The 12,812-nt window shown below is 66.4% G+C and carries 12 protein-coding genes and 2 riboswitches; all 12 genes read left to right on the forward strand.

Annotated features, from left to right (window positions below):
- The 12 genes from CHEID_RS01070 (at window position 1) to CHEID_RS01125 (ending at window position 12,786) form a co-directional block, all read left to right on the forward strand.
- On the forward strand, window positions 1-609 hold the full coding sequence (locus CHEID_RS01070) for a response regulator transcription factor (RefSeq protein WP_112769295.1): 609 nt from the start codon (window positions 1-3) through the stop codon (window positions 607-609).
- Window positions 610-713: 104 nt separating this feature from the next.
- A complete protein-coding gene (locus CHEID_RS01075) occupies window positions 714-1,562 on the forward strand; it encodes a sulfurtransferase (RefSeq protein WP_273661187.1) in 849 nt (282 codons plus the stop codon).
- Between the two features lie 11 nt (window positions 1,563-1,573).
- Window positions 1,574-2,002 (forward strand): hypothetical protein, encoded by a 429-nt coding sequence (locus tag CHEID_RS01080; RefSeq protein WP_112769773.1) that lies wholly within the window; start codon window positions 1,574-1,576, stop codon window positions 2,000-2,002.
- A gap of 73 nt (window positions 2,003-2,075) precedes the next feature.
- Window positions 2,076-2,176: riboswitch (glycine riboswitch) on the forward strand.
- A 1-nt stretch (window position 2,177) separates the two neighbouring features.
- A riboswitch (glycine riboswitch) is annotated at window positions 2,178-2,264 on the forward strand.
- A 47-nt stretch (window positions 2,265-2,311) separates the two neighbouring features.
- Entirely contained in the window at window positions 2,312-5,260 is a 2,949-nt protein-coding gene (gene gcvP / locus CHEID_RS01085; protein WP_112769774.1) for an aminomethyl-transferring glycine dehydrogenase, read from the forward strand.
- A gap of 81 nt (window positions 5,261-5,341) precedes the next feature.
- Window positions 5,342-6,496 (forward strand): glycine cleavage system aminomethyltransferase GcvT, encoded by a 1,155-nt coding sequence (gcvT, locus tag CHEID_RS01090; RefSeq protein ID WP_112769775.1) that lies wholly within the window; start codon window positions 5,342-5,344, stop codon window positions 6,494-6,496.
- A gap of 90 nt (window positions 6,497-6,586) precedes the next feature.
- Complete coding sequence (gene gcvH, locus CHEID_RS01095; RefSeq protein WP_112769776.1) at window positions 6,587-6,970, forward strand: glycine cleavage system protein GcvH; 384 nt, start codon at window positions 6,587-6,589, stop codon at window positions 6,968-6,970.
- 120 nt (window positions 6,971-7,090) lie between these two features.
- Window positions 7,091-8,515, forward strand: coding sequence for a type III secretion system chaperone family protein (locus CHEID_RS01100; protein WP_112769777.1), 1,425 nt, complete (start codon window positions 7,091-7,093; stop codon window positions 8,513-8,515).
- Window positions 8,516-8,591: 76 nt separating this feature from the next.
- Entirely contained in the window at window positions 8,592-9,527 is a 936-nt protein-coding gene (locus tag CHEID_RS01105) for a hypothetical protein (protein WP_112769778.1), read from the forward strand.
- Window positions 9,528-9,571: 44 nt separating this feature from the next.
- Window positions 9,572-10,102 carry an orotate phosphoribosyltransferase gene (pyrE, locus tag CHEID_RS01110; RefSeq protein WP_112769779.1) on the forward strand — a complete coding sequence of 177 codons (531 nt, stop codon included), beginning with the start codon at window positions 9,572-9,574 and terminating at the stop codon, window positions 10,100-10,102.
- A gap of 16 nt (window positions 10,103-10,118) precedes the next feature.
- Complete coding sequence (locus tag CHEID_RS01115) at window positions 10,119-10,787, forward strand: lysoplasmalogenase family protein (RefSeq protein ID WP_273661189.1); 669 nt, start codon at window positions 10,119-10,121, stop codon at window positions 10,785-10,787.
- Window positions 10,784-11,440: a TrmH family RNA methyltransferase gene (locus tag CHEID_RS01120; protein ID WP_112769781.1), complete on the forward strand. Its 657-nt coding sequence runs from the start codon at window positions 10,784-10,786 to the stop codon at window positions 11,438-11,440. Before CHEID_RS01115 ends, CHEID_RS01120 begins: the two co-directional genes overlap by 4 nt.
- Before the next feature lie 131 nt (window positions 11,441-11,571).
- Window positions 11,572-12,786, forward strand: a complete 1,215-nt coding sequence (locus CHEID_RS01125) for a glycoside hydrolase family 76 protein (protein ID WP_238599356.1) — start codon at window positions 11,572-11,574, stop codon at window positions 12,784-12,786.
- Window positions 12,787-12,812: the final 26 nt, after the last annotated feature.

Consider the following 12,812-nt stretch of genomic DNA (forward strand, 5'->3'; position numbering starts at 1 on the left):
ATGCCGATCCGGGTCGCTATCGCCGACGACGAGGAGCTAATAGCCAGCTCGCTAGGCACGCTGCTGTCCCTCGAAGAGGATATCGATCTGGTGCGAACCTGCAGCTCCGGGGAGGAACTGGTGGCGTGGTGCGCCACTCACCCCGTGGACGTGTGTGTCGTGGACTTCCAGATGGGTGGCATGGACGGGGTAGACACGGCGAAGCGGCTGCGAGCTCAGAACGAAAACGCCGCGGTCATGATCGTGACCAGCCACGCCCGGCCCCGGGGGCTTAAACGCGCGCTGCGGGCCGGTGTTCGCGGGTTCCTGCCCAAGACCGCGAGTGCTGAGGAATTCGCCGCGGCGGTCCGGACGGTTTACGGGGGGCGGCGTCATATAGATCCAGACGTTGCCGCAGCCGCCATAGACGCCGGAGAATCACCGCTCACCGACAGGGAGACGGAGCTACTGGAACTGGCGGGGCGGGGTAATTCGGTGGACGAGCTCGCCGCAAGCGTGCGACTGGCACCCGGAACCGTGCGGAACTACCTCAGCTCGGCAATGGCAAAACTCGGCGCGGCCAACCGGTTCGACGCCTACCAGCGCGCCCGGGAACGCGGCTGGCTCTGACTCTCGGCGGACCCGCGCGGCATGCAACGGGCACCGAAACTCTGGGCAAACGCTACGCAACGCACCGGGCCCCACCCACTTTTCCGCCACTAAGCTAGGGACCCATGAGCCACCTGCTGTCCCCCTTCATCTCGGGGGAAGAACTCCTCGCCGCCTACAACCGCGGCGAGCGCATGACCATCATCGATTCCCACTGGGCGAAGTCCGAGAACAGCGCATGGGAAGCCTATGCGGGGCAGCACATCCCCGGCGCCATGTTCTGTAACCCCCTTCAACACCTCGCGGCCATTCCCACCCGGGAGTACGGGCGAAACCCCCTGCCGAGCGTCAAGGACCTGCAGAAGAGCTTCGACGACTGGGGCGTGAAACAGGACCGGCAGGTCGTGATCTACGATGCGGGCTCCAACCTCTACGCCGCCCGGGCCTGGTGGGTGTTCCGGTGGGCAGGGGTGGACAACGTGCGGATCCTCAACGGGGGGACGAAGGCGTGGGAGGCCGCCGGCGGGGACGTGGCCGGGGGCATCGGTGCGCTGCGGGGGCGGGGGGACGTCACCGTCAAACCGGGCAGCATGCCGCAGCTATTCATCGACGACGTGGAGAGTTTCGCGGAGCACCATCTGCTCGTGGATGCCCGCGAGAATTCTCGGTTCACCGGGAAGAAGGAGCAGTTCGATCACCAGGCCGGTCATATTCCCGGTGCCGTCAATATTCCGGTCAAGGAATTTCAGGACGCCAATGGCACGATCGCTGGGCCCGAAACCGTTCGCGACGTGCTAAGCCGCCACGGGATCACGGACGGGCGTAGCGTGGCGGTCTACTCCGGCTCCGGGCTGCACTCCTCCCTGTTCCTGGCGGTGATGGAATACGCGGGGATTTACGGGGCCCGCAACTTCATTGGCGGCTGGTCGCAGTGGTCGGCCATCCCCACCAAACCGATCGTTCGGGGGGAGTAAACTCCCGGAACATGTCCCGTCGCATCCTGTGCCTGCTGTGCGTGGTGTGGATGCTGCTGGCCGTCACTGGCTTGCCGCGGGTGATCGGTAGCGTGGCTGTCCACCAGATTGCCGCAACGTACTTCCTCATACTGCTGGCACTACAGGCGCTGCCCTTGTTGATGACGCATCACGGTACCTATGGGCACAGGCTGCACCCAGTCAACGTGTTCTACGGGGCGATGGCGCTCGCGGGCATAGTGGGCACCTTGCTGCTGGCCCTGGCCTTCGGCATCGGGGGAGGGCCCGGGTTGACGATCATCGCGGGGGCCCTGCTGTTCACCGGGGTGGTGGGGTCCGCGGTCTTGGCGTTCTTCGCCACCCCGTGGAGGGATTGGACTTTCCCACAGCGGGAGCGCGAATACCTAGCGCGGTTCGGGGGACCGGATCGCAGGAGGTGAGTCCTGCTCTGCCTAGGGATCTGTCCCATTCGCCCGCTATCATTGGTCGCAACAACTTCACAACACGCCGCTATCAGCCACGGTGGGAGAGGCCCGGACGTTTCAGCGCCGGCCGCCGACGGAGCAAACTCCTCCCCGAGCCAATCTCTCAGGCCCCCGTACCGCCGTGGCAAGGCAACTCTGGAAAGACCCGCGCGCCGTCGTCCGCGCGCGAGCGCCGAAGGAGCACAAACTCTCAGGTACCGAAGACAGAGCGGGGAGGAACGTTTCGACGCGCCCGACGGACCCGAAAAGAAAGTTCCTCAGCCCATGGCTTCAGCTCACGATGTTTTTGCCACCCGCCATATCGGCCCAAATCCCGCCGATACCAGGGAGATCCTGTCCAGCCTTGGTTTCGACACCGCCGCCGACCTGGCGGACGCAGCCATCCCCCGCAGCATCAAGCAGCAGGGCCCCATCGGGCTTCCCCCAGCCCTCGACGAGGTGGAAACCCTCGCCGCTCTCCGGCGCTTCGCCGCTAAGAACGTCACTAAGAAACAACTGATCGGGGCCGGGTACTACGACACCATCACCCCCGCAGTGATCCGCCGCAACGTCGTGGAAAACCCGGCGTGGTACACGGCCTACACGCCCTACCAACCGGAAATCTCCCAGGGTCGGCTCGAGGCCCTTCTCAACTTCCAGACCGCGGTGCAGGATCTGACGGGGCTCAGCACCGCCGGCGCATCCCTCCTCGACGAAGCTACCGCCGTGGCCGAAGCCGTCCAGATGATGGCCCGGGCCAACACCAAGGCAGCCAAGGCCGGGGGCGTGGTCCTGCTCGATGCCGCGCTCCACCAGCAGTCCCTGTCCGTCACGCTGGCGCGGGCGGAAGCGGCGGGCATCCCGGTGGAGATCGTGGACGTCAACGAAGACACGGAACTACCGGAGAACCTCGTGGGCGCCGTCATCTCCAACCCCGGCAGCACCGGCCTCGTCCGCGACATCTCCGGCACCATCGAAGCAATCAAGTCCGCCGGCGGCCTCGTCACGGTGGCGTGCGACCTCATGGCCCAGGTCCTTGTGGCCTCCCCGGGTTCCCTCGGGGCGGACATCGCCGTTGGATCCGCGCAGCGGTTTGGCGTCCCTCTCTTCTACGGCGGCCCCCACGCTGCATTCATGGCCTGCACGGACAACATGCAACGCAAGATGCCCGGGCGCATCGTGGGTGTGTCCAAGGATGCAGAGGGCGCCCCGGCCTACCGCCTAGCCCTACAGACCCGCGAACAGCACATCCGCCGGGACAAGGCGACCTCCAACATCTGCACCGCCCAGGCGCTCCTCGCCGTTATCGCCGGCTTCTACGCCGTCTGGCACGGCCCCGCCGGCCTGCGCACCATCGCCACCGCCATTCACGCCCGCGCCGTCGCCCTGGCAGTTGGGCTCTCCGAAGCGGGCCTGACCCTCGCCCACGACACCTTCTTCGATACCGTCACCGTGGACGCCTCCCGCCTCGGCGGATCGGACGCCGCCCTGGCCGCAGCCTGCGACGCGGGTTACAACCTGCGGCGGGTCGACGACACCTTCGTGGGCATCTCCGTGGGCGAATCCACCACGGACGCGGACATCGCCGAAATCATCCGGGTTCTCGCCGGTGAGCACACCACGGTGCACTCCGAAGGCTTCGACCTAACCCAGGGGCCGCTCGGCGAGACCGGGGTGCTGCGGGAGGACAAGATCCTTACCCACCCCATCTTCACCACCCTCACCTCCGAGACACAGATGATGCGTTACCTGCGGATGCTCGCAGATCGCGACCTTGCCCTCGATCGCACGATGATTCCCCTCGGCTCCTGCACCATGAAGCTCAACGCCGCTGTGTCCATGGAGCCCATCACCTGGCCCGAATTCGCCGGCATCCACCCCCACGTCCCGGTCGAGCAAGCCGCCGGGTGGCTGGAACTCATCGCCGATCTCGAGGAGCGGCTGGCAAAGATTACGGGATACGCGCGGGTATCCGTGCAGCCCAACGCCGGCTCCCAGGGCGAATTCTCCGGCCTGCTCGCCATCGCCCGCTACCACCGGGCCAACGGTGATTCGCAGCGCACCAAGATCCTCATCCCCACCTCCGCGCACGGCACCAACGCCGCCTCCGCCGCCCTGGCCGGCCTGAAGGTCGTTGCCGTGAAGTCCGCCGAGGACGGGTCCATTGACCTGGATGACCTGGACAATCAACTGGACAAGCACGGTGCCGAGATCGCGGGCATCATGATCACCTACCCCTCCACCCACGGGGTGTACGAGGAGCAGGTCCGCACCGTCTGCGACAAGGTCCACGCCGCAGGGGGACAGGTCTACATCGACGGGGCCAACCTCAACGCCCTCGTCGGCCTGGCCCAGCCCGGTGAGTTCGGCGGGGACGTATCCCACCTCAACCTGCACAAGACCTTCACCATCCCCCACGGCGGCGGCGGCCCCGGCGTGGGCCCGGTCTGCGTGGCGGAACACCTTGCCCCCTTCCTGCCCTCCGATCCCACTGCGGATCTGTCCGACAACGTGGATGCCGCTGGCCAGCCAGTATCTGCCGCGAAGTACGGCTCCGCCGGGGTGCTGCCCATCACCTGGGCCTACATCGCGATGATGGGCGACGAAGGGCTCACCGAGGCCTCCCGCATGGCCCTGGTCAACGCCAACTACGTCTCCCAGCAGTCAGAGGACTACTTCCCCACGCTGTACAAGGGTGAAAACGGGCTGGTCGCCCACGAGTGCATCCTGGATCTGCGCCAACTAACTAAGCGCTCCGGCATCACCGCGGAGGATGTGACCAAGCGGCTCATGGACTACGGATTTCACGCACCCACCCTTGCCTTCCCCGTCGCCGGCACCCTCATGGTGGAGCCCACCGAATCCGAGGACAAGGGGGAACTGGACCGGTTCATCGAGGCCATGCGCAGCATCCACGCCGAGATCACGGAAGTACTAGAGGGGAAGGTGGCCGCCGAGGATTCCGTGCTGCGTCATGCCCCCTTCACCGCCTACTCCGTCACCCGGGATGATTTTGAGGACGCCATCAGCAGCGGCCACTTCAGCAGATCCCAAGCGGCCTTCCCAGTCCCCGGGCTACGCCACACGAAGTACTTCCCGCCCGTGCGCCGCATCGACAACGCCTACGGGGATCGCAACCTCGTGTGCAGTTGCCCCCAGATCGACGAATACGCCATCAACGGGGAGGAAGCTGGCAAGGACACCGAGTACACCGGCGGGCCGATGGCCACCTAGCCGCCCCCGCTTCGCGTGCCCCCTTCTCCGCCAACCGCGCCCTCCGATTCCCTATCCTTCGAAAGGTCAGTGATCTCCCCCATGACTGCCTCCCCCAAGCGCACCGCGCTCTACGACGTCCACGCCTCCCTCGGTGCCCGCTTCACCGACTTCGGTGGCTGGGACATGCCCCTGAAGTACACCAGCGAGCTCGACGAGCACCGCGCCGTCCGCGAGAAGGTGGGCGTGTTCGACCTCTCCCACATGGGGGAGGTGCGCGTCACCGGCCCGCAAGCCGCGAAATTCCTCGATCATGCCCTCATCTCCAAGCTCTCCGCCGTGAAGGTGGGCAAGGCCAAGTACTCCATGATCTGCCAGGAAGACGGCGGCATCATTGACGACCTCATCACCTACCGCCTCGCCGACGAAGAGTTCCTCGTCGTCCCCAACGCCGGGAACGTCCCCGCTGTCGCCGAGGCCCTGCAGCAGCGGGCGGAGGCCTTCGACGTCACGGTGGCCAACGAATCCGAACAGACCTCCATGGTTGCCGTTCAGGGCCCGCAGGCCGTGGCCGTCATGCGGGAGATCGTGGACAACGTCGTGGAGGCGCCGGAGGCCTCGGGTGCCGGCTCCACGGTTGCTGAAGCCATCGAGGGGTTGAACTACTACGCCGCCTTCCGCGGGGTCACCGCCGGCCAGCCGGCCCTCATCGCCCGTACCGGATACACCGGTGAGGATGGCTTCGAGATCATCGTGCACAACGACGGTGCCGCCGACGTGTGGGCTGCCGCCCTTGCCACGGCTCGCTCCCACGAGGGGCTGCCCTGCGGCCTGGCCAGCCGGGACACCCTGCGCCTGGAGGCCGGCATGCCCCTGTACGGCAATGAGCTGTCCCGGGAACTCACCCCAGTGGACGCCGGACTGGGCATCCTCGCCGCAACCAAGTCCAAGCCCGAGTTCGTGGGCCGGGAGGCAATCCTCGCGGCCAAGGAACAGGGCACCCAGCAGGTCCTCATCGGGCTGTCCGGTCAGGGCCGCCGCGCCGCCCGGTCCGGTTACCCGGTGCACCTCAGCGGTGGGGATCAGATCGGCAGCGTCACGTCCGGGGCCCTATCGCCCACGCTCGGGCACCCGGTCGCGATGGCCTACGTCTCGAAGGGGGCTGTGGAAACCGGCGCCACTGTGGAAGTGGATATCCGCGGCAAGCGCCAGCCCTTCACGGTAGTGGAGCTGCCCTTCTACTCCCGCGAGAAGTAAGCCCCTTTCCCCGTCGCATCCAGCCCCGGGTCGTGGTTCCGGCGCTGGTATAAAGTTAACGAATCCCAACAACCCCCCATTGGAGAAGCAATGACCGCGCTGCCCACCGACTACCAGTACTCCGAAGAGCACGAGTGGATCAACGCCTCCGCCGTCGCAGCAGGTGACACCGTTCGTGTTGGCATCACCCACATCGCCGCCGAGGCGCTGGGCGAAATCGTCTACGTGGACCTACCCGAGGTGGATACCGAGGTAGAGGCCGGCGAGGCCTTCGGCGAGGTGGAATCCACCAAGTCCGTCTCCGACATCTACGCTCCCGTCTCCGGCAAGATCACCGCCGTCAACGAGGCCCTGGAGGACAACGCCGGGCTGATCAACGAGGACCCGTACAACGAGGGTTGGTTGTACGAGGTAGAGGTCACGGAGCCCGGCGATCTCATGGACGCGGAAGCCTACGCTGCCGCTAACGAGTAGCGCGGCCCCGCGCGGCGGGCTAGGTGGGTGGCTGTGAACGGTTCTCTCATTATTTTGGTTGCGGGCGTGGCATTGCTCCTCGCCGCGGCCGGGTTATTGTGGCGGTCTGGATCACGGACGATGCCATCTCCCGCGCGCCCGAAACAACCTGACAATCGGCCAGTCACATCCTCCCGCAAACGCCGCCGAAAGACCTGGGCCGCCGCCCACGAAGCGGAATTCGCCCGGGAGGATAAAGAGCTGCCCCGGCAGTGGCCGAGCAGCATTATCACCGCCGTAGACCCGGAGCACACGGCCCCCGCCCGCGACGTGGTCAGCGGATTCTTCGAGGGCCACCCCCTTCACATCGCCGACGTGGGCGCGGGCACCCTCATGGCCATGCGGCGTGCGCAGGCCTCCGACGTGTCGGTGCACTACTCCCGACAAGAGGCGGTACCGGCGGGAATGCGCCGTTCCGAGCTGTTGGATCAGCCCCCGTACTTCGGCTACACCACCGATGTACGGGCCCTGGACCGCATGTTGGATTCCCGGGTGGAGGATGGCCTAGCAGCACTATCCGAGGTTGTCTCGGATGTCGTGTGGGGGGATCAGTGGCTCGTGTTACGGGTCTCGCGCCGCCTCGAGTTGAGCGTGTGGGACGCGATTGTGCCCCACATGGTGGTGCTCGCGGATGCTGCGATGGTGCTCCCGCCCACCACTACGACCACTGTCGTGGACCGCGAGCTCGCGGATCCCACCCGGCCACTGTTCCTCACGGACGTGCACATCGATCCGCCGGCCGCCCGCTCCGGCGAACAGCCCCAAGAACCTGCCGAGGCGGAGCGGGCGGGCGCTCCCCGCTCCTTCCTGCGGGCCGTAGCGGATGCGCCTGCGGGGGACAGGCCGTTGGGGGCCGAGGCTTTGGGGGACAGGCCGTTGGGGGCCGAGTCTGCCGGGCAGGGATTCGCCGGGGAGCCTGCTGCAGCAGCGGAGTCAGCGCAGCCAGTCACGGACGCCACGAGCACGGGCTCTGTGCGCCAGAATGACCAGGCCAGTGGGGGGAGAGCTGCCGCCTCCGAGGCGGGGGACTCCTCCGCGCAGGGGGCCGCAGAGGATAACACTCGGCCGGACGTCACCAGGCCCGTCGACCCCCCGGAGTTCCCCAGCCGTTTTACCGCCCGCGCCGAGGGGAACACCGGGCACTTCGCCTCTTCCCGCATCGGCGACGATCTGGACACGCAACACCCCGAGATCCCCTCCATCGGGGAGGACCCTGACCACATCGACAGCCGGAACGCCGCAGGACAGCCCCGCGTCTATCGGGGAGAAGACACGGAGGCGACGATCTTCCAGGACGGGGAGAGTAGTGCCGTCCAACTCAGTCCCACCGCGGTGCGCCGGCGCTCCGAGGGGCAGCGGATGCGGGGAGGTCGGCACCGTGCCCCGGAGGCACGTCACGCCCGCCCCCGGCCCATCGAGCCGGTGGAGATCGAAGAGGACATCGAGACGGTGGATGGGGAGATAGTGCCACCGAGTAATCGGGGAGACCTCCCCGAACAGGGGTAATGCGATTCACACTGGGTCGGCTGAAGCTGCAAGACTGAACAACTAAACATTCCGACTAGTGGAAAAGAGCCGCTCCATGGGAAAGCACCGCCTGGAAAAACGCCGCCTGCACACGTTCCCGCGCCGGAGAACCGCAGTCGCTACGGCCGCCGCGGCAGCCGCCGCCACAATGCTCGGCGCTCCCCTCGCCGACGCGGCCCCCACGCCCATCACGCAGAACGGCATGATCCCGGCCCCGCCGCGCACGCAGATCTCCTTCCAGAACAGCGTGACCGGATTCCACGCGGGGACCGCCAACGAGAACGAGTCTCGCCCGGGTCTGTCTATCGTGAAGATGTACATCGCAGACTATGTCTTCGCCCACGGCACCCCGGAGGACCAGGCCCAGGCCACTCAGATGCTGCGTTTCTCCGACGACCGTATCGCCAGCCAGCTCTACGCCAAGTACCCCAATTCCATCAACGACACGGCAGGTGCCTACGGCCTTAATCGGACCCACGGTGCCGCCCACTGGGGCAACTCCACTACCTCCACCGCCGATAGCGTGCGCTACCTGGAGGCCAAGAAGCACCAGAACCCCTCCGACCCGGTTTTGCTCGCCCTGGCCTCCGCCAGTCCCGTCGCCGCCGATGGCTACCGCCAGGATTACGGCACCGCCACCCTGCCCGGCGTGCTGGGCACGAAGTTCGGCTGGTCCGATGACCGCTCCAGCATCAACGCCACCGCGTCGTATGGTTCGGATTTCTCCGTCGCCGCCTCCACGTACGGTAATGCTCAGCAGTTGACGAACGACGTTCAGACAGCGTTCGCCCCGGCGCCGGGTAGCGCTGTGCCGGGCCTGGCCCCGGGGCTCGCGCCGGGTATGGTGGATTACCCGGCCCGCCAGGCCGCCGCCAACGCCCTGGGCAGCATCCCGGGCAGCTCCGCCTCTCAACCGGCAGCCCAGCCATTGTTGGATGCGATCCCCCAGAGCGTCCCGGTGCCAGCGCCGTTGCGGCCGCTTCTGCCCTAGAGTCCGCCCGCCCCCCCTGTGGAAAGGTCCCCTGCGAGTAAGCCATGAGTGACAAATCCCGTCTCGCCGAATTGGTCAAGGAACTTGCCGTGGTGCATGGCAGGGTCACCCTCTCCTCCGGGAAGCAGGCCGATTACTACGTGGACCTGCGGCGGGCGACCCTGCACCACGAGGCCGCCCCGCTCATCGGCAAGCTGCTGCGGGAGCTCACGGCGGACTGGGAGTACGACCACGTCGGCGGCCTGACCCTCGGCGCGGACCCGGTGGCCACTGCGGTGATGCACGCCGGCGGCGACATCGATGCGTTTGTCGTGCGCAAGGAAGCAAAGAAGCACGGTATGCAGCGGCGCATCGAGGGCCCGAGCATTGAGGGCAAGCGGGTGCTCATCGTGGAGGACACGACCACCACTGGCAACTCACCCCTCACGGCCGTGGCCGCAGCGCGGGAAGCTGGGGCGACCGTCGTGGGCGTGGCGACTGTGGTGGACCGGGATACCGGCGCCAAGGACGTCATCGAGGCAGAGGGCGTGGAGTACCGCTCCCTTCTGGGATTGGCTGACATGGGCCTGGCCTAATGGCCATAATTGCAACATGTTTGGATCAGCAAAGCTTTCTCCTTTTGCCCACCCTCTGCGCACTGCCTACCTGACCGCCGGGGCAGCTTCGGCCGTCGCCGCAGCCATTCCGAGCGATCGTGTCACGAAGGTGGTGAAGCCGACGTTGATGCCGCTCCTGGCGGCGGATGCGATTCGTCGCCGAGCGCCATTGTCGGCCACCCTCGGCCTCCTCGGGGGCCTGGCGGGGGACGTCATCCTCATGGGCAAGGACTCCCGCAGCCCGAGCCCGCAGACCCGGGCGGCCAACCTCAACAAGGGGGCCGCAGCGTTCACCCTGAACCAGGTTGCCTACCACGTGGCCCTGGCCAAGGCAGGCGCCCGCATTCGTAAACTCCCCGCGCTAGCCCGGTTGCCCATTTGGGTCGGTGGTGCGGGTATCGCCGCCGCCCTGCTGCCGAAGGGACTGCCCGCGGCTGCCGGATATGGTGCGGCTTTGGCGCTGACCTCCACTCTGGCGCACGACGCCAACCCCACCGCCGCTCTCGGCGGGAACCTTTTCATCCTGTCCGACGGGCTTATTCTGCAGCGGCTGACTTTGCTGAAGAAGTTCCCCCGCCTGGATGCCCTCACCGATGGCGCCGTCATGGCCACCTACGTGTTGGCCCAACTCTTCCTCGTGGACGGAATGTGCAAGAAGGTATGACATTAGGCCCCACTGAATGGCAAGCGCGCCGTATTGGCGTCCAAAAATGGGAAGAAGAGCACCCCGGCATCCCGCGCCCGAATGACCCGCGCCTGGACCCAGAACTGCTGGACAACGGTGATACCCGCAATGTGGTGGACGCCTATCGATATTGGACCCGGGAAGCGATTGTCGCGGATATTGATTCGCGGCGTCATGCCCTGCACATTGCGATCGAGAATTTCGAAAACGACGCGAATATCGGCACCGTTGTGCGCACCGCCAATGCTTTTGCGGTGGATACGGTGCATATTGTGGGCCGTCGGCGGTGGAATCGGCGCGGTGCCATGGTCACCGATCGTTACCAGCATTTGATGCATCACGACGCCACCAACACCGTGTTCGAATACGCCCGCTCCCAGAGCCTCAGTGTGGTCGCAGTGGACAACACACCGGGGTGCGTGCCCCTGGAAACCGCGCAATTGCCCCGGCGTTGCATGCTGCTGTTCGGGCAGGAGGGCCCGGGGGTGACCCAGGATGCCCAGGAGCTGGCGGAAATGACCGTGAGCATCGCCCAGTTCGGCTCCACCCGATCCATCAACGCGGGGGTGGCGGCGGGGATCGCGATGCACACCTGGATCCGGCAGCACGCGGACCTTTCCCGGGCCTGGTAGAGGGCGACGACCCGTGTTTGTTCGGGCAGTGACCGCCAGGGGCTACCGGTTTGTATTCCCGGGGGCCTAGCAACCGGTTTCGCCCACCGGGTGAATGCGGTACATAGCACGAAGATTGTTCATCGGGCATGATGGTTCCCGTGCCAAGCATCACACCGGAACACTGGGATCACCGCGCTGACCTAAGCGAACAGGCCATCATGGACCGGCACGCCAGCACAGTATGGGCCGTGCCGCGCACCAACCTGGGCGTTATCGCCTGGCCGCCGACCGGTCGCGACAAACTGTTCGTGCGGTGGCACTACTGGTGGCAGGCGCACTACCTGGATTGCCAAGTGGACGCGGCCGAACGCCGCTGCACCGGCGCCCGGATCACGACGATCAACCGGACCATCCGGGGCATGCGGGTGCGGAACATGGGCAAGTTCTCCCGCAACAACTACTACGACGACAAGGCTTGGCTCGCCCTCGCCCTGTGGCGCGTGGAACAACTGGGCGGATGCTCCACCAAGGCACGCCACCAGCTCGAGGTAAAGGACCGCCGGAAGGAGCTGGAGGAGAACATTTTGGCCGGGGTGGATAGTCTCACCGGTGTGCTTCCCTGGCGGGGGCAGGAGACCTTCTACAACGTGCCCACCAACGGGCCCGCCGCGATCATGGCCGCGCGGACCGGGCGGCTGAACCTCGCCGCCCAACTGACGGATTGGGTCTTCGACAATCTCATCAACGAATACGGGCTGGTCATGGATGGGCTGCGCATGCGGATGCACGGGCGGGAGAACGTCACCGCCCTGTACTCCTACTGCCAGGGCGTGATGCTGGGGGCGTGCACGGAGCTGGCGGTTGCCCAGCGGGCTGCGGAAGGGGTAGCGGATCAGGACCTTTCGGATGTGGGGATGCGTTACATCACCCGCACCATCGGTCTGGTTTCCGCGGTGCACGAGGAGATGGCCAACCGGCTCGGGGTGATCGACTGGACCTCCTCCGGCGGGGACGGCGGCCTGTTCAACGGGATCCTCGTGCGCTACCTGGCGCTCGTGGCGGAGAAGCTGCCGGAGGTCGGGGCGGCCGCGCTGCAAGCCAAGCGGCTGGCGAAGAAGATGGTCCTCGCCACCGCCGAATCCGCCTGGCGGCACCGCTTGGAAGTCGACGGCCTGCCCGTGTTCCCCAGCAACTGGGCCGCCGACGCGGTGCTGCCGCAGGCCGGAGGGCTGGTTGGGGCCACCATCGCCGGAGCCGTGGCCAGCTCCGACATCGCCGAACGGGACCTGTCGGTGCAACTGTCCGGATGGATGCTCATGGAAGCCGCCGCCCGCGTTTCGGGGGTGGATCTCACAGCGAAGTGAGGGTTTTGGGGGCATACTGGGATCAG

This window comes from Corynebacterium heidelbergense, from assembly GCF_028609845.1.
GTDB lineage: Bacteria > Actinomycetota > Actinomycetes > Mycobacteriales > Mycobacteriaceae > Corynebacterium > Corynebacterium heidelbergense.